We start from the raw sequence: 23,408 nt of genomic DNA, 5'->3' as shown, positions 1-23,408 counted from the left end.
TTTTGGAAAGCTAAATTACCAAATCTTTTTTGATTTGAATAATATTGAACCGATTACGCAACCATTTTAGTCAATAACTATCTTTTAGAAAATAGAAGTTACTTCATTGGTTATAAATCGCTGTTTTAGTGAATGCGATTATAGGTGGCTATATCCTTTTTATATTCTTTTAAGAATGCTATGAAAAAGAAAAAATGGAATAGTCGATAAAGAGTCTTGTTACAAACAAGGCACTTTTTTTATACTTTAAAGTGGTTAACCTTAATAAAATAGGTGCTTTTTTCAATATTATAGTTATTTTTGTCATTCGAATTTTTTCTATAAACCTTCTGTCTATTGGCAGACTTAAATTATTAGTATAGCATGCAACTGTACAATACGTTAAGTGCAATAGAAAGAGCAGCTTTAATCGAAGAAGCGGGTAAGGAACGCCTTACTATCTCTTTCTATACTTATGCACATATTGGTAATACCAACATTTTTAGAAATCACCTTTTTATTAACTGGAACGAGATGGATGTTCTTGGGCGAATTTATGTTGCTCATGAGGGTATTAATGCCCAACTTTCTGTACCAGCTGAAAATTTCAATGTTTTTAAAGAACATTTAGATAGTATTTCTTTTTTAGAGAATGTGCGTCTAAATATTGCCATTGAGCAAGACAATCTTTCCTTTTTAAAATTGAAAGTGAAAGTGCGTAATAAGATTGTAGCCGACGGATTAGAAGATAATTCTTTTGATGTCACCAATAAAGGTATTCATGTGGGTGCAGAACAATTTAATGAACTCATTGAAGATCCAGATACGGTTCTCGTAGATATGCGTAATCATTACGAAAGTGAAATTGGTCATTTTAAAAATGCGATAACACCAGATGTAGATACGTTTAGAGATTCATTGGATATTATTGAGCGAGATTTAGCCGATCATAAAAAGGATAAAAAATTGGTCATGTATTGTACTGGTGGAATTCGTTGTGAAAAAGCTAGTGCCTATTATAAGCATAAAGGCTTTGAGCAAGTATACCAGTTAGAAGGCGGAATCATTGAGTATACACGACAGGTCGAAAAGAATAATCTTGAAAATAAATTCAAGGGAAAGAATTTTGTTTTTGATCATCGCAGAGGTGAGCGAATTAGCGACGATGTTATTGCTAACTGTCATCAATGTGGTGAACCTTGCGACGAGCATGTAAATTGTGCTAACGAAGCTTGCCATTTACTATTTATTCAATGTAAATCTTGTGCTGAAAAAATGAACAACTGTTGTTCGGATAAATGTAAAGAGGTTCATGAACTACCTTTTGAGGAGCAAAAAGCCTTAAGAAAAGGTAAAGTTGTTAGTAATAAGATATTTAAAAAGGGTCGTTCAGAGGTGTTGAAGTTTAAAAAATAGAGGCTAGAATTTGAAGTTGAATAGGGAGATAATACCTGGTTTTAATTTTTTAAAAATAACAGATTTAAGGTTGTTGAATCTTGTTTTTTCAACTATGCCAAATTAAGGGTAAAGTCACTATTTAAAATAGTTGCCGTTAACTTAGCTTTTATTTCACATTAAAAAAACTGTATCTTTACCTATAAGTTTTTTATGAACCTTTTTTGGTGAATTTTAAAAGATTCGACCAAGTCAATATATATAATATGGGTTGTAGTAGTTGTTCTACCGGTAAGGATGGACAACCAAAGGGATGCAAGAACAACGGTACTTGCGGTACAGATGGTTGCAATAAATTGACAGTCTTTGACTGGCTTTCAAATATGTCGCTCCCTAATGGGGAACGACCATTCGATTTTGTTGAAGTACGATTTAAAAATAGTAGAAAAGAATTTTTTCAAAACACAGAGAATCTTTCACTTTCCATTGGCGATATAGTTGCCACACAAGCACAATCAGGTCATGATATTGGTATGGTTACCTTAACAGGTGAACTTGTACGTGTGCAAATGAAGCGAAAGAAAGAATCTTTCACTGTTGAAGATGCTCCAAAAGTCTACAGAAAAGCTAGTCAGAAAGACATAGATATTTGGCAGAAATGTCGTGATCGAGAAGAAGAAATAAAGAAAAGAGCGCGTGAAATTGCTATTATCTTAAAGCTTCAAATGAAGATTTCTGATGTTGAATTTCAAGGAGATGGCTCTAAAGCTACGTTTTATTATACGGCAGATGAACGTGTAGATTTTCGTCAGCTTATAAAAGACATGGCTAAAGCATTCGGTATTCGTATAGAAATGCGTCAAATTGGGTATCGTCAAGAAGCTCAAAGACTTGGTGGTATAGGGTCTTGTGGTAGAGAATTATGTTGTTCTACATGGCTAACAGATTTTAGGTCTGTAAGTACGTCTGCAGCTCGTTATCAGCAGTTATCATTGAATCCGCAAAAACTTGCTGGTCAATGTGGAAAATTAAAATGTTGTCTTAATTATGAGCTAGATGTTTATTTAGATGCTCTAAAAGATTTCCCTTCTCAAGATACTAAGTTATTTACCGATAAAGGACTCGCTTTTTGTCAAAAGACCGATATTTTTAAAGAGATGCTTTGGTTTTCATATAAAGAGGATCCGGGTAATTGGCACGTTCTTTCTAAAGATCAAGTAAATGAGATCTTAGAGAAAAACAAGAAGAAAGAAAAGGTAGCTAGTTTAGAAATGTACGCAATGGAAATTGTCGTAGAAGAAAAAGTAGTTTTTGAAAATGTTGTTGGTCAAGATAGCTTAACACGTTTTGATAAACCTAAGGGTAGCGTCAATAGGAACAAAAATAAGAATCGGAATAGAAACCGAAATAAGAACAAGAACAAAAACCGTAACAAAAATCAGAAAAATGCGTAGCTTATCTTGTTGCTTTTTAGCCTTAGTGCTTTTTGCATCTTGTGATAGTAATATTATAAAATCTGAATATCAAAGCTTAGAAGATGGTGTTTGGAATAAAGATAATGTACTAGAATTTTCCCTTTCCGAAATGGATACCGTTTCTGGGCATGATATATTTATTAATGTTAGAAACGACAATACCTTTCCCTATAGTAACTTATTTATTATAGCTTCTATAACTACGCCAGAAGGTGAAGTGACTAAAGATACTTTAGAGTATGCTATGTCACTACCAGACGGTACTTGGTTAGGAAAAGGTAGTGGAAGTATCAAAGAAAATAAATTGTGGTATAAAGAAAACATCGTTTTTTCATCTTCTGGCGTATATACTATTGAGGTATCACAGGCGATGCGTAAAAATGGTAATGTTTCTGGTGTAATTGGACTAGAAGGTATTACCGATGTAGGTATAGAAGTAACAAAAAGCACCCCTTAAAAATGGCAAAAGCGGTAAAGAAAAAAACAACCAATAATTTCTCCAAATTCATTATGTGGTTTTGGATTTTATTTGCGTCAGGTATTGCCTTAGTCGCATTAATATTCTTGTCTGCCTCTTGGGGTCTGTTCGGTGAACTCCCACCTTATGAGTATTTAGAAAATCCGCAGACGAACTTAGCCTCTCAGATTATATCTTCTGATGGTAATTTGCTTGGTAAATTTTATTTAGACGATAACCGTACAGATGTAAAGTTTGATGATTTGCCAGAGAATTTGGTAAATGCATTGATTGCAACTGAAGATGCACGTTTTAAAGATCATTCCGGTATTGATGCAAGAGGTACATTTAGGGCATTTGCATATTTAGGGAGCAAAGGTGGCGCAAGTACAATATCTCAGCAATTGGCACGTCAACTATTTGTTGGGGTTCGTTCTAGAAGTAAGTTCGATGCTATAAAACAGAAAATAAAAGAATGGGTTTTAGCAATTAGATTAGAACGTAGTTATACCAAAGAAGAGATTATAAGTATGTATTTTAATATATACGATTTTGGTAATAATGCTGATGGTATTCGTTCGGCAGCTCGTATTTATTTTGGTAAAGAACCAAAAGATCTGAAGACAGAAGAGTCGGCAATGTTAGTGGGTATGTTTAAAAACTCATCACTTTTCAATCCACTTCGAAGAGAAGAAATGGTAAAGAATCGTAGAGATGTTGTTTTGGCTCAAATGGCAAAATATGACTTCATTACAGAAGTAGAAAAAGATTCGCTACAGGCTATGAAAATGGATATTAATTACAATCCAGAAACACATAGTGTTGGTTTGGCTACTTATTTTAGAATGTATCTACAGCGTTTTATGAAAGACTGGATAAACAAGAATCCGAAACCAGCTATTGGAGACGAATCTGACAGATATAATCTTTACTTAGACGGACTCAAAATTTACACGACCATTGATTCTAAAATGCAAGCTAATGCAGAAGAAGCTGTCAATGAACATATGACAAAATTACAAGCTGAGTTTTTTCATCAGAATACCCCTGATAGAAATAAGACAGCACCTTTCTTAGATATTACACCTGAAGAAACTAAAGGTATAATGGAACGTGCCATGAAATCTTCGCCTAGATGGAAAATCATGGAAAGTGCTGGTAAATCTGAAAAGGAAATTCGCGAGTCTTTTGATAAGAAGACCGAAATGACGGTTTTTGATTGGAAAAGTCCTACTAAAGAAAAAGATACTATTCTTACACCGAGAGATTCTATTCGTTATTACAAAGCTTTTTTAAGAACGGCAATGATGTCTATGGAGCCACAAACTGGTCATGTTAAAGCATGGGTAGGTGGTATCAATTACAAACATTTTCAGTACGACAATGTTATTCAAGGTGCAAGACAAGCGGGTTCTACATTTAAACCATTTGTATATGCTGCGGCAATTGATCAATTGCGATTGTCGCCTTGTGAGACTCGCCCAGATACGCAATATTGTATAGAGGCTGGTAAGCATGGTAACGTTGAGCCTTGGTGCCCAAGAAACTCCGATATGAAGTATTCAGGAACTAGTTATACCTTAAAAAGAGCTTTAGCAAATTCTGTGAATACAGTTACTGCTCAATTAATAGATGAGGTTGGTCCAAAATCTGTGGTAAGCATGGTTCGTAACTTAGGGTTATCTGGAGATATTTTAGAAGTGCCTTCTATTGCGTTAGGAGCTTTGGATGTAAATGTCTATGAAATGGTAGGTGCATATGGTGCTTTTGCCAACCAGGGGGTTTATGTAAAACCAGTTATGGTTACACGTATTGAAAATAAAGATGGAACGGTATTGTATGAATATGTGCCAGAAACTAAAGATGTATTGAGCAAAGACGTATCGTACGCTATTTTAGATTTAATGAAAGGCGTAACTCAAGGTGGTTCTGGTACACGCTTACGAACGACAAATGCTAATAAATGGAGACCTGAATATGATGAAATTATTACAGGTTACCCTTATGAATTAACTAACCCTATTGCTGGTAAAACAGGTACAACCCAAAATAATAGTGATGGTTGGTTTATGGGTATGGTTCCAAATTTGGTTACTGGTGTTTGGGTAGGTGGAGAGGAAAGAGCCGTTCACTTTAAAAGCATTACTTACGGTCAAGGAGCATCAATGGCTTTACCTATTTGGGGTCTTTACATGACAAAAAATTATGCTGATGAAGAGTTAGGTATTTCTAAAGAAGATTTTGAGAAACCAAGTAATATGTCTATCGAGATTGATTGCGATAAGTTTGCTGAAGGTATTAAGAAAGACAATGATATTGAAGACGATTTAGAAGATTTAGATTTTTAATAGAACACCAAAGCATATTTGAAAAGGTCTTAGCATTCGCTAAGACCTTTTTTTATTTTATCCCATTTATAATCGGTATTTTAGTAACAAGATAATTAAGAATAAAATGATACGTAAAACAGTAACGAATGTAACCGATGCATTAGCTGGAGTACAAGATGGAATGACCTTTATGTTAGGTGGTTTCGGTCTTTGTGGTATTCCTGAAAATGCTATTAGCGAGTTAGTAAGATTAGGTGTAAAGGATATTACTTGCATTTCTAATAATGCTGGAGTAGATGATTTTGGCTTGGGATTATTGTTGCATCAACATCAAATTAAAAAAATGGTGTCCTCATATGTAGGTGAGAATGATGAGTTTGAACGCCAAATGCTTAGTGGGGAATTGGAAGTAGAATTAACTCCACAAGGTACTTTGGCAGAGAAATGTAGAGCGGCACAGGCTGGTTTTCCTGCATTTTTTACTCCTGCAGGTTATGGTACCGAAGTTGCCGAAGGAAAAGAAGTTCGTGAGTTTGATGGAAAAATGTACATTTTAGAAGAGGCTTTTAAGGCAGATTTTGCATTTGTAAAGGCGTGGAAGGGCGATGCTGCCGGTAATTTGATTTTCAAGGGTACTGCAAGAAACTTTAATCCTTGTATGTGTGGTGCAGCGACTATTACTGTGGCTGAGGTTGAAGAGTTAGTTCCTGAAGGGGAATTAGATCCTAACCAAATACATATTCCCGGAATTTTTGTGCAACGCATTTTTCAAGGAAAAGATTACGAAAAAAGAATAGAACAAAGAACTGTACGTCAAAAATAAGCTCATGTTAGATAAAAACGGAATTGCAAAAAGAATTGCACAAGAAGTGGAAGACGGCTATTATGTAAACCTTGGTATAGGTATACCAACTTTGGTTGCAAATTATGTTCGGGATGATATAAGTGTAGAATTTCAAAGTGAAAATGGAATTTTGGGTATGGGTCCTTTTCCTATAGAAGGAGAGGAAGATGCAGATTTGATTAATGCAGGAAAACAAACCATTACCGCTTTACCTGGTGCATCTTATTTTGATTCTGCTACTAGTTTTGCCATGATCAGAGGAAAGCACGTAGACCTTACTATTTTGGGTGCTATGGAAGTTTCAGAGAATGGTGACATAGCCAATTGGAAGATTCCCGGTAAAATGGTAAAAGGTATGGGTGGTGCAATGGATTTGGTTGCGTCTGCAGAGAATATTATTGTAGCTATGATGCATACAAATAGAGCAGGTGAGTCTAAACTTTTAAAAAGATGTAGTTTGCCTTTAACAGGTGTTGGTTGCGTTAAAAAGATCGTTACAAATTTAGCGGTGTTAGAAGTAACGGAAGATGGATTCTTATTATTAGAAAGAGCTCCTGGTGTAACCGCAGAAGATATTAAAGCTGCTACAGAAGGTAATTTAATTGTTAAAGGGGATATTTTAGAGATGAATGTTTAGGTAAATCATCGGTAAATTGTGCTTTTCAATTTTTTCACAACATGTTATAATCACTACACAACAATTATTGTAAAAAACGAGGATAACCAATGTATCTTTAAAACTCAATTATACCCCATAACCTATTAATTACTTAACCATCATGAATTCTCAAATTAACCACACCGCTAACGAAAACAAAATTCAAGTTTATAGAAATGACTTTTTTAGTGGATTCTTAAGACTAACTAAAAAGTTATTTATGTTATAAATTACTTTTTACAATTTTAAAAGAGCGACTTATTTAAGTCGCTCTTTTTTTTTGCTCAATTTTCACCTTAGTAGCTGTAATGCTTAAAAGTATTCATTCTATTATTCTGTGTGAAAAGAATTTATCTTTTCTGTTGATGAACTAACTTTATAAGATTCACCACAGTTTTAATACATTTTACCACAAATATTATTTTGTAAGAAAAAGACTACATATATTTGGAGTGTAATAAAGAGTGAATCCCAAATCGCTTTTTGAAACTTAACCTAAAATGAAGTATTTATTAAGTTGTCTTGTCTTGTTGGTAGTAGCTACCTCATGTTCAAAAATCGAAGAAAATAATGATCCTATTATTGGTATTTGGCAACATACGGTAAAAACCGCTACCAATACAAATAAGATGGTAGTTGATAATGAAGAATGGATATTTAACGATGTCTATTTAGGAAGGTTTCATGGTTATAAGAACGGTCAAGTTGTATACCTAACAGATTTCAACTGGAGTGTAAATGGTTCTATTTATACTGTAAGTTACCCTGGTACAGATTTTCCAGATGATTTTGTAGAAATGCAGAAAACCGATGAAGGAGTACTGCTGATTAGAACAGAAGGTAAAATATTCGCAGAAAAACAGTAATAAGTTCGCAATTGAAAAATGCCCATGAACACTTGTATTGTACATAATTGACAATACACAGTATAATAAATTACCAAATCAACCTTTTTATAACATTTCCCCCGAATAGGAGCAAAGTAATTTGCTCCTTTTTTTATTTTAGTGGTATGGAACTTACATATACCCTATGTTCATTAGAGGATCTGCAGCTACTAAGACAAATTTCTGAAGAAACTTTCTCTATTGCCTTTGCAAAAGATAACAATCCTATTGATTTTAAAAATTATATTGAAAAAGCTTTTGCATTAGAAAGAATTAAGGAAGAATTGTTAAACCCTAATAGTGATTTCTTTTTCGCATATCATGATAATGAACTAGTAGCGTATTTTAAGGTTAATGTAGAAGAAGCTCAATCAGATGTTAAAAGAGATGATAGTTTAGAGCTTGAGCGTATTTATGTATTATCACAATTTCAAGGATTAGGTATAGGGGAGAAACTTCTCGATCACATAAAAAAATTGGCTTCTGAAAAAAACAAGAAAATGCTTTGGCTAGGAGTGTGGCAAGAGAATAAAAAAGCTGTAAAGTTCTATGAACGTCATGGATTTGAAAAATTTGATACCCATCCCTATTTTATAGGTTCAGATGAACAAACAGATTGGCTAATGCGTTTCAATTTAAGTACCTTGTAATATCAAACTAACTCATATGAAATTTAATTACCTCGTTTTCTTCGCGCTTTGCGGTTTCTTAAATCTAAGTGCCCAAGAATATTATTTTCCTAAAGCAAATGCAGATTGGGAACAAAAATCTCCTAAAACCTATAAAATTAAAGATGCTCCGTTACAAGAGGCGGTTGCCTTTGCTGAGGCGAACGAATATTCAGGTTCTAGAGACTTGCGTATTGCAATAGTAAAAGGTTTTGAGCGCGAACCATTTCATCAAATACTAGGTCGTACTAAAAAGCGTGGTGGACCTGCTGGTATGATTATTAAAAATGGCTATATAGTTGCACAATGGGGAGATACCAAAAGAGTAGATATGACCTTTAGTGTAACCAAAAGTTTTTTAAGTACTATGGCCGGGCTTGCCGAAGATGAGGGAAAAATAGCTGACACAAAAGATTTAGTTATCGATTATATCTGGGACGGCACTTTTGGTGGTGCACATAATTCTAAGATAACTTGGGAACATTTATTACAACAAAACTCAGCTTGGTCAGGTGAACTTTGGGGAGGAAAAGACTGGGCAGATAGACCGCCAAGTGATGGTGATATTGATGATTGGAAATTAGCACAGCCAAAAGAACCTGGAACGGTAATGGAATATAATGATGTTCGTGTAAACGTATTGGCATACTCACTTACGCATGTTTGGCGCAAACCAATGCCTTTAGTTTTGAAAGAGAAAGTTATGGATAAAATTGGTGCCTCTACAACATGGCGCTGGTTTGGATATGATAATGCTTGGACGGAAATTGACGGACTTCAGATGAAATCGGTTACTGGTGGTGGTCATTCTGGTGCCGGTATGTTTATTAATGCAGAAGATATGGCGCGCTTTGGGCTGTTGTTTTTAAATAATGGAAAATGGAAGAATGAACAGTTGATTTCAGAAAAATGGATTAAGAAAGCAACTACGCCCTCAACACCCAATGCTAACTACGGATATATGTGGTGGTTGAACCAAAAAGGAGATAGGCATTGGAAGGGATTATCTGAAAATATTTATTACGCTGCCGGTTTTGGCGGTAATTTTATTGTGATAGATAAAGAGCATGATTTGGTCGTGGTAACCCGTTGGCTAGAACCTAGTAAAGTTGGGGAATTTATGACAAAAGTAAATGCTGCTTTTTAAATTTCAATAATTATAATTCACAGAGAATTTGAACTGCTTGTTCTAATGTATCTTGCTTTTTTGCAAAGCAGAATCTTAGCATATGGTCATTTCTATGATTAACGTTAAATGATGAAATTGGTATAGCAGCCAACTTGTTTTCGGTGATTAATCGTTTGCCTATAATTTCATCCTGTTCCATTGAAATAGTAGAATAATCCAATAACTGGAAATAGGTGCCTTTTGATGGTTTGAATTTAAATTTGGACGATTTTATTCCTTCTAGAAAGAAATCTCGTTTTTGCTGGTAAAAATTGTTCAAATCTAAATAATGCGATGGATTTTTCAAATACTCTGCTAATGCTCGTTGCACAGGGTGGTCTACACAGAACACCGCAAATTGATGCACCTTTCTAAACTCTTTCATAAATTCTGCCGGTGCTACGCAGTAGCCAACTTTCCATCCCGTTACATGATACGTTTTTCCAAAAGAAGCACAGACAAAACTTCTATTGGCTAAATCTGGAAATCGAGAGGCACTTTCATGCACTTGTCCATCAAAAATTATATGCTCGTAGACTTCGTCACTTAACAGAAGTATGTTGGTTGGTTTTAAAATAGTTTCTAACTGTTCCATATCCCATTTAGATAAAATGGTGCCACTAGGATTGTGAGGTGTGTTTAAAATGACCATTTTGGTCTTATCCGTAATTTTTTGTTGAAATACAGACCAATCAATTTTGTAATCTGGAGCATTTAACTGAACATAAACCGGAATACCGCCATTTAAGATTATTGCTGGCTCATAACAATCGTAAGCGGGTTTTATGACAATTACTTCGTCTCCCTTATTAATAAACGCTGTAATAGCCGTAAAAATAGCCTCAGTTGCACCTACTGTAACAGTTACTTCATTCTCGGGGTCATATGTGCGATTATGAAGTTTTTCTATTTTTTCTGAGATAACCTCCCTAAGACCAAAATATCCTGGCATTGGTGCATACTGATTATGACCATTATTCAAAGCATCTGTAACCAATGATTTTAATTTATCATCGGCTTCAAAATTCGGAAACCCCTGTGAAAGATCAATAGCATTATGCGCTCTAGCAAGATTACCTACTGTTGCGAAAATAGTTGTTTTAACATCGGGTAGTTTAGATGCCTTTATAAGTGGTCTATAATCCATAGCAGTAAATGTATGAATTTTGAGAATGCTCATAAAAAAAGCCCAACCAGTTGGTTGGGCTTTTCAATTCCATTAAAATGAATTATGCGTGTTGCATTTCATGTTTTCCTTCTTTTATTTCCTCAATTAATTTGGAATTAAAAGCAGGTAAATCATCAGGATTTCTACTTGTTACAAATCCTTCATCTACAACAACCTCTTGGTCTACCCAATTAGCTCCTGCATTCACTAAATCATCTTTAATAGAATTAAATGATGTCATTTTTCTTCCTTCTACTACTCCTGCACTAATTAATGTCCATGGTGCATGGCAAATAGCCGCTACAGGTTTCTTTAATTTAAAGAAATCGCGTACAAAATTCAATACAATTTCTTCTCTCCTAAGTAAATCAGGATTAATTACTCCGCCTGGTAAAACAAGTGCATTATAGTCTTCTGCCTTTACTTCACTTAATGTTTTATCCACTTTATAGCTGTTAGACCAATTTCCATCAGCCCAACCTTTTATCTCTCCTTTTTCTAAACTTACTATTTCAACATTGAAGCCTTCTTTTTCCATGGCTTCTTTTGGAGATTTTAATTCACTTTCTTCAAATCCATTTGTAGCTAAAATTGCTATCCTCTTCATATTATATAGTTTTAAACGATTATTAATTTGTTTGATACTAAGTTACAAATCAGTTAGGGTGAAAGTCGTTAAGGCTATATTAAATAAGGGTTGGCAACGGTTAAACATTTATTAAATGAACTTTATAAATCTCATTTAGTGCTCATTTGCACGCTGTTTAAGTGTTCAATTGTTTTAGTAATACATTCTTCAAGATTTTTTTTCACTTCAGTTTCCCAGAATCTAATTACTGTGTAACCCAAACGAATTAGTTCCTTATTTACTTCAACATCTCGTTGAATATTTCGCTCAATCTTTGCAATCCAAAATTCTCTATTGGTTTTTACTTTGGGTTTTCGTTCTTCCCAATTTTTACCATGCCAATATTCTCCATCAATAAATATGACAGTTTTATATTTTGGTAAAGCGATATCTGGTTTGCCTATTAATTTTTTATAATCAATACGGTAACGAAAACCTTCTGCATATAAGGCTTTTCTAAAAGCAAGTTCTGGTTTGGTGTTCTTGCCCTTTATCTTACTCATTATTTTTGAGCGTTGTGGAGTGGTATAGAAACCAGATTCCTCATTGAATCTAGGCACCTTGATTCGTTCTTTTGAATAGTCTTCTGGCATATTATAAAAATAAAAAATCCCGAACCTTTACGGTCGGGATTTTAAAAACTTTATGATAGTAAGCTTAACCTTTAACGTTAGCGCTTAAAAATTCTCGGTTCATTCTTGCTATGTTTTCTAAAGAAATTCCTTTCGGACATTCCACTTCGCAAGCACCAGTATTGGTACAGTTACCAAAACCTTCCAAATCCATTTGTGCAACCATGTTTTGAACACGATCTACAGCCTCTATACGACCTTGTGGTAATAAAGCATATTGAGATACTTTTGCACCTACAAATAACATAGCTGATGCATTTTTACAACTTGCAACACAAGCTCCACAACCAATACAAGTTGCGGCATCCATAGCCTCATCGGCAGCATGCTTAGAAATAGGAATAGAATTGGCATCTTGAGTATTACCGGAAGTGTTTACAGATATATACCCACCAGCATGTTGAATACGGTCAAAAGAACTTCTATCAACAACTAAATCTTTTATTACAGGAAATGCCTTAGCTCTAAATGGTTCAATGGTAATTGTGTCCCCATCTTTGAACATACGCATGTGCAATTGACATGTTGTTACACCTCTATCCGGTCCGTGTGCCTCACCATTTATGAACATTGAACACATACCGCAGATACCTTCTCTACAATCGTGGTCAAAAGCTACTGGTTCTTCACCCTTGTTAATTAGTTGTTCGTTAAGAACATCCATCATTTCTAAGAACGACATATGTTCAGAAATCTCTGTCACTTTATAATCGACCATTTTACCCTTAGCTTGGGCATTTGATTGTCTCCAAATTTTTAATGTCAGATTCATATTTTAAGTATTGAGTAGTGAGTATTATGTAATGAAGTAAATCATTTGTAATAGCTCAATACTATTTATTTATAACTTCTTTGTTTTAATTCGATTTCGTTGAACTCTAATTGTTCTTTGTGTAAAACGGCATCACCAGGTTCTCCTTTATATTCCCATGCAGAAACGAATGCGAAATCAACATCGTTACGTTTAGCTTCACCTTCTTGTTCGCCACCTAACTCTACAGATTCTTCTCTAAAGTGACCTCCACAAGATTCTTCTCTTGCCAAAGCATCTTTAGCGAATAATTCGCCTAGTTCTAAGAAATCTGCTACACGACCAGCTTTCTCTAACTCGGCATTAAGTTCGGTTGCAGTACCAGGTACACTTACGTTTTTATAGAAATCTTCACGTAAAGCTTTAATTTCAGCCATTGCTTCTTTTAAACCTTCTGCGTTACGAGACATTCCACATTTATCCCACATAATTTTACCTAATCTCTTATGGTAATAATCAACAGAGTGTGAACCTTTATTGTTAATGAAGAAATCAATTTTGTCTTTAACTGATTTTTCCGCTTCATCAAATTCTGGAGTATCGGTAGCTATTTTTCCAGTACGAATTTCATGAGATAAATAGTCTCCTATAGTATATGGCAATACAAAATAACCATCAGCTAAACCTTGCATTAAAGCAGAAGCACCAAGTCTGTTTGCACCGTGATCAGAGAAGTTAGCTTCACCTATACAGTAAAGACCTTCAACTGTAGTCATTAAGTTATAATCTACCCAAACACCACCCATTGTATAATGTACCGCTGGGTAAATCATCATTGGAGTTTTATATGGATCTTGATCAACAATCTTCTCATACATTTGAAATAGGTTACCATACTTCGCTTTTACGATAGCAGCACCTAATTCATATATTTTATCTGCAGAAGCATTAGCTATATTATGAATTTTAGCTTGTTCAATTCCGTAACGTTCTATTGCAGAAGCAAAATCCAAATAAACAGCCTCACCAGTTGCATTAACACCATAACCAGCATCACAACGTTCTTTTGCAGCTCTCGAAGCAACGTCACGTGGAACCAAGTTACCAAATGCAGGGTATCTTCTTTCTAAGTAATAATCTCTTTCATCTTCAGACAAATCGGTTGGCTTTTTCTTGCCTTCACGTATTGCCATTACATCATCCATATTCTTAGGAACCCAAATACGACCATCGTTACGTAAAGATTCAGACATCAACGTAAGTTTAGACTGATAATCTCCTGAACGAGGAATACAAGTTGGGTGAATTTGTGTATAACAAGGGTTTGCAAAAAATGCTCCCTTTTTGTGTATTTTCCAAGCTGCAGTAGCATTAGACCCCATTGCATTGGTCGAAAGGAAATAAACGTTTCCGTATCCACCAGAAGCAATAACAACAGCATGTGCAGAGTGGCGTTCTATTTCTCCGGTAACTAAGTTACGAGCAATAATACCACGAGCCTTACCATTTACCTTTACAACATCTAACATTTCATGACGGTTGAACGGGGTAATTTTACCACGTGCAATTTGTCTGTTCATTGCAGAATAAGCTCCTAGCAATAATTGTTGTCCGGTTTGTCCTTTAGCATAGAATGTACGGGAAACTAATACACCACCGAAAGAACGGTTGTCTAATAGTCCGCCATAATCACGTGCAAATGGTACACCTTGAGCAACACATTGGTCAATGATGTTTGCAGATACTTCTGCTAATCTATATACGTTTGCTTCTCTTGAACGATAATCACCACCTTTTACGGTATCATAAAATAACCGGTACGTAGAATCACCATCTCCTTGATAGTTTTTTGCAGCGTTAATACCACCTTGTGCAGCAATAGAGTGTGCTCTTCTTGGAGAATCTTGGTAGCAAAATGTTTTTACATTATAGCCTAATTCTGCTAAAGTTGCAGCAGCAGAACCACCTGCTAATCCAGTACCAACTACTATAACATCTATATTACGTTTGTTGGCAGGGTTAACCAAATCAATATGGTTCTTATAATCGGTCCACTTCGTTTTCAACGGACCTTTAGGTACTTTAGAGTCTAATACAGACATAAGTAATAGGTGTTAATGATGATTAAAATGATGAAAAAGGGCGATTACTATGAATCCCAAAGGAATTGCAATAGCATACACTTTACCAAACAATTGTAATTTTTCTTTTCTCATACTAGATGCACCGGCAGACTGAAATGCAGAACTAAAACCGTGCATAAGGTGTAGTGATAAGAAAATAAAGGCGATTACATAAGCGCCAACGCGAAGTGGGTTTTCAAACTTATGGGCTAGTTCTTCAAAATATCTGAAGCCTTCACCATTAGGCAATAAACCGGTCATGTCGCCTTGAATATACTTCGTGTTAATTTCTGGAATCCAAAAATCAATAAAGTGAAGTACCAAGAAAGCCAAAATGGTTAAACCGCTGTAAATCATATTACGGCTCATCCAAGATGAATTTGCTGCACCATTGTTTTTAGCATATTTTTTTACCCTAGCACCTCTATTTCTTGCTTCTAAAATGAAACCCATTACAAAGTGATAGATTACACCGAAAATTAAGACAGGTTGCAAGACATATTGTACGGCCCAAAAAGTACCCATAAAATGCGAAGCTTCATTGAACGCATCTGGACTGAAAACCGATAACATGTTAATTGCAAAATGCTGAAGTAGAAAAAACATTAGAAAGAAAGCAGAAAGCGCCATTGCGTACTTTCTACCAATCGAAGATTTAAAAAATCCGCTCATTAGTTGTTAATTTTATATGCGAATTTACATCACAAGCAAGTTATTAACAAGAATTAATGGGTTTTAGTATGTCTATTTAGATTGATTTTAAAATCAATTTTCAAGATGTTTAAGATTTATCTTGAATTAAGGCTTCGGAATTGTGAATCTTTCAACAAAACTCAGACTAAGAAGGAACCGAGTCTGCTGGATTTTTAGAAATTTTTAATGCCCAGTCAACAGCTTTGTCCAAATCTGTAAATTCTTTAATTCTTTTTGGAAAAATTAAACGTTTTAACATCAAGCTTACTATGTTACCACTTAAAGGACCTACTGAAGCAATATACTGCATGTCAAAACGGTTTTTATGAAACTTGAACCAATCAAATGTAGCTACATTATATCTATTGATTCTATTGGCAATATATATTAATGGAATTGTATTATCGTAAATTTCTTGAGCCGCGTAGACAGCTTTTTTGGCATTATCCCATTTGAAACGAACTCCTTCATGCATTTCAGATATTACAATACCTCCTTTGAAAAAGTAGAACACACCAAATTCAAACTCCCTAATCTCCTTGATTTGATTAAATAATTCGAGTTCTCGAATTCGTTTCATGCCTGTATCTTAACGGGAGGCAAAAATACTGATTATTACCTTAATAGCTTATAAAAACATCGATAAACGGTATGCTTATTAGCTAGAATCAGTTTTTTAAAAAGTAAAATTACTTTTCCATATCCTTTAACTGTATTTCTAAGGCCTTTGTAGACAATTGTACTTCTATTAATGATAGTACTAAAGAGATCATTAACGCAAATAGGCTAATGCTAAATATTAAACTAGCCCAAAAAATTAAATCTGCATAAATAAGTGCCATAGTTATAACAGCCAATAGAAAACTAACAATCGCTGTAGCTTGCATGTTTTTTATGATTGTAAGGCGCTTGCGCAATTTTTGAACTTGTAGACCAACTGAAGGTGATGCAGTTTCCTGGTATTTTTGATGCAATTGACGTATTAATGCTGCAATGGCTAAATAACGCGCATTATAGGCTAGCATAGTCAATGAAATAGCTGGAAAAAGTAGTGCCGGTATTCCTAATGTTAATTCCATAATTATTTCTTCTTAATCTGTGGCTATGCCAAAATAGGTCCATGTAACATCTATTGAAAAAGGATTGCTCTGTCCGTGAATCTCACCTGGTTCTATGGTTATACAATTACCAGGACCAACTTCATAATCTTTTCCTGAGATTGTAAAAATCGCTTTTCCCGTTTGAATATGAAATACCTCGTACATAGTGTCGTGCTGGTGTAATTCCACTTGCTGACCAGGTTTAAAAACGGCGGTACCGTACATCATTAATTGTGGTATTTCTCCACGATTTATCAAAGTTCTCTTTTTGATCTCTGGGTTATGGCTAACTCCTAAATCGGGTAGTGCATTCCAATCGACTATCTTCATTAGACTATTCTATTTCAAAAGTGATTTTTTCAGTTGTACCGTTCCCTTTAATTTCTACCGTATATGACCCTTTAGGTAGATATGTACTTCCGTTATTTGCCTGCTTCAATTCTGTTTTATGTTTTTTAAGGTAATTCAGCTTTCCAATTTTGGAGAATGCTAAATCGTAAGATAAAATATTCAATCCCTTATTGGCTATTACTTCAGTCTCGCTAACTACAATATCATCAGAAGATTTAATTTTAGCTTGGTACACATCATCTCTATCAGAATAAAAGGTAACGTCTAAGCCTGGTGTGCTTGCTTTGGACCATGAGCTCCATGAATTTCCCCAACGACTAGAATGCTTTATGTTTTCTAGTGGATAGGTGTGTAATGCCTTTTTTAATACCTCAGGAGACATCGTTTGTAATGTTGAAATATCTGCTTTGTAAATGCTTCTTCCGTGTGTGCCTACTAATAAATGCTTGGCTTCTTTTTGAATTACCAAATCATGTACCGCCACATAAGGCATTCCGTTTTGAAAAGAATTCCATGATGCCCCACGATCTAAGCTTACGTATAAGCCATTGTCAGTACCAACAAATAATACATTCTCATTTTCGGTGTCTTCAATTATTACATTTACAGCAGATGTAGGTATATTGTTTGAAATATTTTTCCAAGTAGCACCTTTGTCTTCACTAACATATACATAAGGTGTAAAATCATCTGAACGATATCCATTTAAGGTTGCATAAACTCTATTCTTTTGATGTTTAGATGCGATTACTCTACTTACCCATAAATTCTGAGGTAGGGTTTTAGATATAACCTCCCAGCTTCCACCTCCATTATCTGTTCGTTGTATGAGACCGTCATCACTACCGGTGTATATTAATCCAAATTTAAAAGGGGATTCAGATATAGTAGCTAAGGTTCCAAAGGCTACATTACCTTTTTTTCCGCCTTGGGTTAAATCACCCGAAATAGCTTCCCAAGTATCACCTTGATTCAATGAGCGATGTAACTTATTGCTCCCCATATATAATATGTCTTGGTTATGTGGAGATAATAGAATAGGGGATTGCCAATTGAATCGATACGGAGTCTCGCCCAATTCATGTTTTGGCTGAATGTAATTTCTCTGGTTTTTTTCTAAATCGATTCTAAAATAATTACCAAATTGATAGCCTGTATAAACTATATTGGCATTTCTACTATCTACTTTAACTTGCATACCATCTCCACCTAATATAGATTTCCAAGGGTACTGTCCTGTCTGTTGCCATTTTGTATTTTCTTCGGCATTATGTGGTCCCATCCAAACACCATTATCTTGTAGGCCTCCGTAAACATTGTACGGTTCTTTATTATCTACCGCAATGGCATAGAATTGACCAACGGTTGGCGAGTTGTTTTTAAACCAATTTTTACCATCATCATAACTAGTATTCACTCCACCATCGTTACCATTGATTAAGTGCCCTGGTAAATTAGGGTTGACCCAAAGTGAATGGTGATCAGAATGTACATTATCGCCATTAATAGAAACATATGTTTTGCCGCCGTCTTTAGATGAAATAATGGGAACACCGGATAGATAAATGGCATCTACATTATTGGGGTCTACACTTATTTGGGCAAAATAATAACCGTAGCTATAGAAAAGATCATCTATATATTCTTCGTTTTGCTTTGACCATGATTTGCCGGCATCATTGCTTCTGTATACTTCAGCACCTATTACAGGTGTATCAAATAACATAGAATTCGCATCTTCTAAATACAGTGCTAGATCTGCGGGTTGTACAGAATTACTTCGTACCAATTGTTTTACGTTGGCAGCTCTATATTTTTCCTGAAAATTATTGGTCTTTAGAAACTCGTTCAGGTCCTTATCATTCAAGTCTAGAAATTGTGCTTTTGTGAGGGATTTGAAATCGTCTTTTGTTAAGCCAGCTTGCTTTTCTTTCTTCTCAATAGATTTATTTCTTCTAAATTGATTGTCATGAACAGCATAAACGGTATTGTCGTCAAAGACAGCTAAGCCTATTCTACCAACACCATTACCTGTTGGGAACCCACTAGTTGGCGTAGAAATTTTAGACCAAGTATTTCCTGCATCCGTACTTTTGTAAATACCAGACCCTTCACCGTTTCCAATAAAGTCCCAAGCTTTTCTATCTTTTTGCCAAGCTGCAGCATATTGAATGTTATAATTATTAGGTGAAACCGCTACGTCTATAATACCTGTTTCTTCATTAATGAACAATGTATTTTTCCAAGTTTTACCTCCATCTGTGGTTTTATAGATACCACGTTCCTTATTTGGTGAATATAAATGTCCGGTTACACCAATTGTTACTTCGTTTGGATTGTTGGGGTTAATGACAATTCGCCCAATATGATGTGAATCACTTAAGCCCATATTTTGCCACGTTTTGCCTTTATCGGTAGACTTTAAAATACCGATACCTGCGTATGAAGAACGAGAAGAATTATTCTCACCTGTACCAACCCAAATTGTTCCACTTTGCCAGTGTACCGCTATATCACCAAGATTTTGGGTTTGGGTATCATCCATTACAGGAGTAAAAGTATTTCCGTTATTATTGGTATACCACAAACCGCCAGAAGCATAAGCAACATAATATTCTGTAGGATTATCTTTGTTTACCGCTAAATCTACTACTCGACCGCTCATTACAGACGGACCAATATTTTTCAACGGAATATTTTTAACCAAAGAATTGGCGTCCATGGCTTTTTTAGCCATTAAAGATTCATCTATTTTTTGTGAAGTAGTAGGCTGTATTTGTGCCGATGCGATTGAAATACTGGAAAGTAATAGAAAGTAGAACTGTTTCATTTTCATGTTTTGTATAGCTAACGGTAAGTTAATGATAACTTTTTCTCTTGGCAAAACTTGTGCTTATACTGCTATTTTGTCTCGCGTAGAGATTTAGTAAATTCATTAGATTTAGTGGTAATATTTAAATGCGCTTTTTTAATAGCATCTGATACTGTATCGTCTGTTTTAGGCACTATATCTTTTACTGTTGAGATGGCTTTTTTATACCAATCTTCCCAGGCTTTCAAAATGATAATTTCATCTTCAATTTTCTTTCCCAATTTAATGGCCTTAAGACTTAATTGATGTTCCTCTTCTAAACGTTCAATTGCTCTTCGTTCTAAATTTGAGATTTGATTCAATGCAAAATCAAATTTTGCATTTACCAATTCTAAACCACTAACTAAAGCAGCTGTGCCTACATTTTTTAAAGTTTCTTGAGATACTTTATCTATGCGGTCATTATCGGTATGGTAAAATTGATCTGTAAAATGCCAAAGTAGTAGTCCGGGTATATTTGCTTTCAAAAAAGGAGTGTGATCACTACCTCCTTCAAAAGGATTGGTTTCTACCACCCAATTGGCGTGTTTGCCTTGTTTTTTGAAAGTGGACAGGATGAAATCATTCAGGTAGTGTGGTTTCATTTCGTCAATAGATAAAATTTCACCACCCCATTCACTATGTTTGTCTTTCCCCCGGGTCCATATAGCACTTGGGTCTGGCATTTTTTCGATTAAAAATGTGCCTCCTGTAACAGCGGTATTTTCACCCACCATATCTAAACTAATTCCCCACTTAATGCCTTTAGCACGTTTAGAGTTTTCTTCAATATACCTACGGGTAGATATAATCTCATCTCCCCATAAAAAAGTCATAGTTCTGTCAAACTCAATTTTTCCTTCAGCGAATAATTTGGCAGCTGTTTTAGCCATTTCTAATTGAGCACCTACACCAGTTGCGTTGTCATTAGCACCAGGCTCTTGAATATGTGCACTGTATACTAAGCGTTCATCAGGTAATACGCTACCTTTTATATTAGCAATAATCGTTAGTTCTTCTGATGGATATCTTTTGGTCTGAATATTCACAAGAACTTCTGTTTTGCCTTTTTGAAGCTGTGTTTTTAGTTTCTCTTTTGCTTCGTAGGATAATGCAATGCCCCAAAAATTCCCATTATCTTGAGAAGGAAGACTTCTAAACTGAATTGAGATTTTGTTTTTCTCTGGCTGTAAATAATCCGGATTATCATAAGTAATAATGCCAATAGCACCTTTTTCAACCACTAGTTTATACAATCGTCGAACACTCATTTCTGCAAAGACTATTTTATCTTTTACTGAAATGTCATTTAAGTCTTCAATAGATTTTATCCAAACTACTTCAGCTTTAATTCCTTCTGTTGGAGTAGAAACGGAATTTAAATAGGTCATGTTACGGTTGGTTTCCGAAAGTAACAAAGGTTTCTCTTCGCTCGCAATTTGCAATGACGCAGATATGGGTTCCCAAGTTTGGTTGTTCATAGCCCGTTTTTCTATACGATAGGTAAGTCGGTCTTCAACCTTGGCATTTTCTTCCAAAATATAACCGGCAGCCTGTAAACTATCTGCAATTAGGTAGATGGTTTTATTAAAGCCTGTGTTGCCAACAACACGCCAGTAATCTTCTACAAAATCTGTGGTCTCGTATGCGAGCTGACCTGTAAATTCTGGACGAACAATATCAAAATAATCCAGTGGTTTTTCATCAGTATGCTGAGAGCATCCTGTTAAAAAAGAAAGGCAGAGTAGTGTGGGTACAATACCCTGCCTTATGATAATCTTTTTAACTGCGGTTATTCCTCCCATTTCCATTCGTTACCAATAATCAATTTCTCCTTTAGGTCATTTTTAATCATGAACTCTTTGGTGGTTTCGCTATCCATTTTTGTTGCTGGTAATTTATCGGCATTTGCAACCGCATATAACATCATAGTACCAAAGCGAGCTGTGTTTTTCATGTGGTCTTCGTTTACCAAATTAAAATCATCACAATCAGAATGATAACAACCATAAATAGAGCGGTCTAAATTACTGTTTACAGATAAAATAGGAACACCTTCTAACATAAACGGTTGGTGATCACTATGTAAACCAGATTTGTTAGAAAAGGTATTTTGGTAGATAGAATCCTGTTGCTGAATTGCAGCACCTAAATCGGTAAAAAATTGTTCGTCATCTAGCTTTCCGCCAGCGTTCATACCAATTGGGTTACCAGACATATCTAAGTTCATCATGTATTTAATGTTCTCAATAGTCTTGTTTTCAATAGCCTGCTCAACTAAAAATTTAGAACCAAGTAATCCTTGTTCTTCACCCATGAACATTACGAATTTTACCGTACGTTTTGGTTGTAAGTTGTTTGCCTTAAAAGCTCTTGCAATATCTAAAACAGCAAAAGAGCCAATACCATTATCTATGGCGCCAGTTGCTAAATCCCAAGAATCTAAATGACCTCCAAGTACAATTTCTTCTTGCGGTATTTCAGTTCCAGGTAGTGTTGCAACAACATTTCTTGCTTTAATGACATCACTGGTGTTAGTCATATCAATTTTGGCAGTGGCTTTTTTAGATTTTAATGTCTCTTTTAATGCCATACCATCTTCTTTGCCAATACATACAGCAGGAATAGGAATCAATTCTCCGGTTACAGAAGCCGTACCGGTTAATAAAACACCGTTATCTACTTGATTAATGATGATGATGCCAATTGCACCATATTTAATGGCTAAAGCTGTTTTTTCACTTCGGTGTAAATTACTTAATCCTTCTTCGCTACCTGGTAAAATGGAAATATAAACCAAGGAGATTTTTCCTTTTACTGCATCTGGTTTAGCTGCGTAATCTGCATCTAGACCATTACCCATATCTATTATTTCCCCTGTAACATTTGCTTTAATAGGTGCGTGACCTAATGTTACAACTTTAATATCTTCGTCATTAATCTGTAATGAAACTTCGCCTCTTGCCCATGCTTCTACTTCAAAAGTTTGGTAGGCAACATCTTCAAAACCATATTCCTTGAATTTATTGAACGTGTATTCTTCTGCCTTGGCTCCGTTTGTAGATCCAGTTAATCTATGACCAATAGTTTCTGTAGCCTCTTTTAAGGTGCTATAACCTTTAGAATTTTGTTTGATTTCTGTATCAATACGCGCAAAAAGTTCAGATTGAGTTTCTTCTTTTTTTGTTTCTGAACATGCCTGTAGACATAGAGCGCCTATTAATAGGTAAGCGATTTTTTTCATGAGTTG

Annotated in this window: 21 protein-coding genes; 9 read left to right on the top strand and 12 right to left on the bottom strand. The window is 35.2% G+C overall.

The genetic code is table 11. The features are described from left to right. The first annotated feature begins 363 nt into the window (after window positions 1–363). The 9 genes from P178_RS0106265 to P178_RS0106225 all read left to right on the top strand — a co-directional run bounded on the left by P178_RS0106265 (window position 364) and on the right by P178_RS0106225 (window position 9,840). Window positions 364–1,395, top strand: a complete 1,032-nt coding sequence (locus P178_RS0106265) for a rhodanese-related sulfurtransferase (protein ID WP_027065411.1) — start codon at window positions 364–366, stop codon at window positions 1,393–1,395. Between the two features lie 245 nt (window positions 1,396–1,640). Beyond that, on the top strand, window positions 1,641–2,828 hold the full coding sequence (locus tag P178_RS0106260; RefSeq protein WP_027065410.1) for a stage 0 sporulation family protein: 1,188 nt from the start codon (window positions 1,641–1,643) through the stop codon (window positions 2,826–2,828). Beyond that, a complete protein-coding gene (locus P178_RS0106255) occupies window positions 2,821–3,306 on the top strand; it encodes a gliding motility lipoprotein GldH (protein ID WP_027065409.1) in 486 nt (161 codons plus the stop codon). Before P178_RS0106260 ends, P178_RS0106255 begins: the two co-directional genes overlap by 8 nt. Before the next feature lie 2 nt (window positions 3,307–3,308). After that, on the top strand, window positions 3,309–5,654 hold the full coding sequence (locus tag P178_RS0106250; protein ID WP_027065408.1) for a transglycosylase domain-containing protein: 2,346 nt from the start codon (window positions 3,309–3,311) through the stop codon (window positions 5,652–5,654). A gap of 106 nt (window positions 5,655–5,760) precedes the next feature. Then, window positions 5,761–6,459: a CoA transferase subunit A gene (locus tag P178_RS0106245; RefSeq protein ID WP_027065407.1), complete on the top strand. Its 699-nt coding sequence runs from the start codon at window positions 5,761–5,763 to the stop codon at window positions 6,457–6,459. 4 nt (window positions 6,460–6,463) lie between these two features. Continuing rightward, window positions 6,464–7,117: a CoA transferase subunit B gene (locus P178_RS0106240; protein ID WP_027065406.1), complete on the top strand. Its 654-nt coding sequence runs from the start codon at window positions 6,464–6,466 to the stop codon at window positions 7,115–7,117. Window positions 7,118–7,638: 521 nt separating this feature from the next. Further along, the gene (locus P178_RS0106235) at window positions 7,639–8,004 is read left to right on the top strand and encodes a hypothetical protein (RefSeq protein WP_027065405.1); all 366 of its coding nucleotides are present in this window, start codon (window positions 7,639–7,641) and stop codon (window positions 8,002–8,004) included. 146 nt (window positions 8,005–8,150) lie between these two features. Further along, a complete protein-coding gene (locus P178_RS0106230) occupies window positions 8,151–8,675 on the top strand; it encodes a GNAT family N-acetyltransferase (protein WP_027065404.1) in 525 nt (174 codons plus the stop codon). A 16-nt stretch (window positions 8,676–8,691) separates the two neighbouring features. Then, window positions 8,692–9,840 carry a serine hydrolase domain-containing protein gene (locus tag P178_RS0106225; RefSeq protein ID WP_027065403.1) on the top strand — a complete coding sequence of 383 codons (1,149 nt, stop codon included), beginning with the start codon at window positions 8,692–8,694 and terminating at the stop codon, window positions 9,838–9,840. Between the two features lie 10 nt (window positions 9,841–9,850). Here P178_RS0106225 and P178_RS0106220 read toward each other — a convergent pair whose 3' ends face one another. The 12 genes from P178_RS0106220 to P178_RS0106165 form a co-directional block, all read right to left on the bottom strand. Further along, the gene (locus P178_RS0106220) at window positions 9,851–11,008 is read right to left on the bottom strand and encodes a methionine aminotransferase (RefSeq protein ID WP_027065402.1); all 1,158 of its coding nucleotides are present in this window, start codon (window positions 11,006–11,008) and stop codon (window positions 9,851–9,853) included. Window positions 11,009–11,090: 82 nt separating this feature from the next. Further along, on the bottom strand, window positions 11,091–11,636 hold the full coding sequence (locus P178_RS0106215) for a type 1 glutamine amidotransferase domain-containing protein (protein WP_027065401.1): 546 nt from the start codon (window positions 11,634–11,636) through the stop codon (window positions 11,091–11,093). Window positions 11,637–11,767: 131 nt separating this feature from the next. Beyond that, on the bottom strand, window positions 11,768–12,250 hold the full coding sequence (locus tag P178_RS0106210) for a very short patch repair endonuclease (RefSeq protein ID WP_027065400.1): 483 nt from the start codon (window positions 12,248–12,250) through the stop codon (window positions 11,768–11,770). A 64-nt stretch (window positions 12,251–12,314) separates the two neighbouring features. After that, complete coding sequence (locus P178_RS0106205) at window positions 12,315–13,061, bottom strand: succinate dehydrogenase/fumarate reductase iron-sulfur subunit (RefSeq protein ID WP_027065399.1); 747 nt, start codon at window positions 13,059–13,061, stop codon at window positions 12,315–12,317. A gap of 65 nt (window positions 13,062–13,126) precedes the next feature. Next, the gene (locus tag P178_RS0106200) at window positions 13,127–15,142 is read right to left on the bottom strand and encodes a fumarate reductase/succinate dehydrogenase flavoprotein subunit (RefSeq protein ID WP_027065398.1); all 2,016 of its coding nucleotides are present in this window, start codon (window positions 15,140–15,142) and stop codon (window positions 13,127–13,129) included. 12 nt (window positions 15,143–15,154) lie between these two features. Beyond that, window positions 15,155–15,835: a succinate dehydrogenase cytochrome b subunit gene (locus P178_RS0106195; protein ID WP_027065397.1), complete on the bottom strand. Its 681-nt coding sequence runs from the start codon at window positions 15,833–15,835 to the stop codon at window positions 15,155–15,157. A gap of 166 nt (window positions 15,836–16,001) precedes the next feature. Further along, entirely contained in the window at window positions 16,002–16,436 is a 435-nt protein-coding gene (locus P178_RS0106190; protein WP_027065396.1) for a hypothetical protein, read from the bottom strand. A gap of 109 nt (window positions 16,437–16,545) precedes the next feature. Further along, window positions 16,546–16,935, bottom strand: a complete 390-nt coding sequence (locus P178_RS0106185) for a DUF2721 domain-containing protein (RefSeq protein WP_027065395.1) — start codon at window positions 16,933–16,935, stop codon at window positions 16,546–16,548. A gap of 12 nt (window positions 16,936–16,947) precedes the next feature. After that, a complete protein-coding gene (locus tag P178_RS0106180) occupies window positions 16,948–17,286 on the bottom strand; it encodes a cupin domain-containing protein (RefSeq protein WP_027065394.1) in 339 nt (112 codons plus the stop codon). A 4-nt stretch (window positions 17,287–17,290) separates the two neighbouring features. Then, window positions 17,291–20,137 carry a VPS10 domain-containing protein gene (locus P178_RS0106175; RefSeq protein WP_036146384.1) on the bottom strand — a complete coding sequence of 949 codons (2,847 nt, stop codon included), beginning with the start codon at window positions 20,135–20,137 and terminating at the stop codon, window positions 17,291–17,293. Between the two features lie 71 nt (window positions 20,138–20,208). Then, entirely contained in the window at window positions 20,209–21,963 is a 1,755-nt protein-coding gene (locus tag P178_RS21580) for a M28 family peptidase (RefSeq protein WP_051638262.1), read from the bottom strand. After that, window positions 21,951–23,402: a M20/M25/M40 family metallo-hydrolase gene (locus P178_RS0106165; RefSeq protein WP_027065392.1), complete on the bottom strand. Its 1,452-nt coding sequence runs from the start codon at window positions 23,400–23,402 to the stop codon at window positions 21,951–21,953. Before P178_RS0106165 ends, P178_RS21580 begins: the two co-directional genes overlap by 13 nt. Window positions 23,403–23,408: the final 6 nt, after the last annotated feature.

It is taken from the genome of Maribacter sp. Hel_I_7, from assembly GCF_000688315.1.
GTDB lineage: Bacteria > Bacteroidota > Bacteroidia > Flavobacteriales > Flavobacteriaceae > Maribacter > Maribacter stanieri.
Note: the sequence above shows the minus strand (reverse complement) of the source record. Positions and strands in the feature narration are given on the sequence as shown.

Coding starts and splice junctions, on each gene's coding strand:
- P178_RS0106265 (WP_027065411.1), top strand. CDS start 364: ATGCAACTGTACAATACGTTAAGTGCAATAGAAAGAGCAGCTTTAATC.
- P178_RS0106260 (WP_027065410.1), top strand. CDS start 1,641: ATGGGTTGTAGTAGTTGTTCTACCGGTAAGGATGGACAACCAAAGGGA.
- P178_RS0106255 (WP_027065409.1), top strand. CDS start 2,821: ATGCGTAGCTTATCTTGTTGCTTTTTAGCCTTAGTGCTTTTTGCATCT.
- P178_RS0106250 (WP_027065408.1), top strand. CDS start 3,309: ATGGCAAAAGCGGTAAAGAAAAAAACAACCAATAATTTCTCCAAATTC.
- P178_RS0106245 (WP_027065407.1), top strand. CDS start 5,761: ATGATACGTAAAACAGTAACGAATGTAACCGATGCATTAGCTGGAGTA.
- P178_RS0106240 (WP_027065406.1), top strand. CDS start 6,464: ATGTTAGATAAAAACGGAATTGCAAAAAGAATTGCACAAGAAGTGGAA.
- P178_RS0106235 (WP_027065405.1), top strand. CDS start 7,639: ATGAAGTATTTATTAAGTTGTCTTGTCTTGTTGGTAGTAGCTACCTCA.
- P178_RS0106230 (WP_027065404.1), top strand. CDS start 8,151: ATGGAACTTACATATACCCTATGTTCATTAGAGGATCTGCAGCTACTA.
- P178_RS0106225 (WP_027065403.1), top strand. CDS start 8,692: ATGAAATTTAATTACCTCGTTTTCTTCGCGCTTTGCGGTTTCTTAAAT.
- P178_RS0106220 (WP_027065402.1), bottom strand. CDS start 11,008: ATGGATTATAGACCACTTATAAAGGCATCTAAACTACCCGATGTTAAA.
- P178_RS0106215 (WP_027065401.1), bottom strand. CDS start 11,636: ATGAAGAGGATAGCAATTTTAGCTACAAATGGATTTGAAGAAAGTGAA.
- P178_RS0106210 (WP_027065400.1), bottom strand. CDS start 12,250: ATGCCAGAAGACTATTCAAAAGAACGAATCAAGGTGCCTAGATTCAAT.
- P178_RS0106205 (WP_027065399.1), bottom strand. CDS start 13,061: ATGAATCTGACATTAAAAATTTGGAGACAATCAAATGCCCAAGCTAAG.
- P178_RS0106200 (WP_027065398.1), bottom strand. CDS start 15,142: ATGTCTGTATTAGACTCTAAAGTACCTAAAGGTCCGTTGAAAACGAAG.
- P178_RS0106195 (WP_027065397.1), bottom strand. CDS start 15,835: ATGAGCGGATTTTTTAAATCTTCGATTGGTAGAAAGTACGCAATGGCG.
- P178_RS0106190 (WP_027065396.1), bottom strand. CDS start 16,436: ATGAAACGAATTCGAGAACTCGAATTATTTAATCAAATCAAGGAGATT.
- P178_RS0106185 (WP_027065395.1), bottom strand. CDS start 16,935: ATGGAATTAACATTAGGAATACCGGCACTACTTTTTCCAGCTATTTCA.
- P178_RS0106180 (WP_027065394.1), bottom strand. CDS start 17,286: ATGAAGATAGTCGATTGGAATGCACTACCCGATTTAGGAGTTAGCCAT.
- P178_RS0106175 (WP_036146384.1), bottom strand. CDS start 20,137: ATGAAACAGTTCTACTTTCTATTACTTTCCAGTATTTCAATCGCATCG.
- P178_RS21580 (WP_051638262.1), bottom strand. CDS start 21,963: ATGGGAGGAATAACCGCAGTTAAAAAGATTATCATAAGGCAGGGTATT.
- P178_RS0106165 (WP_027065392.1), bottom strand. CDS start 23,402: ATGAAAAAAATCGCTTACCTATTAATAGGCGCTCTATGTCTACAGGCA.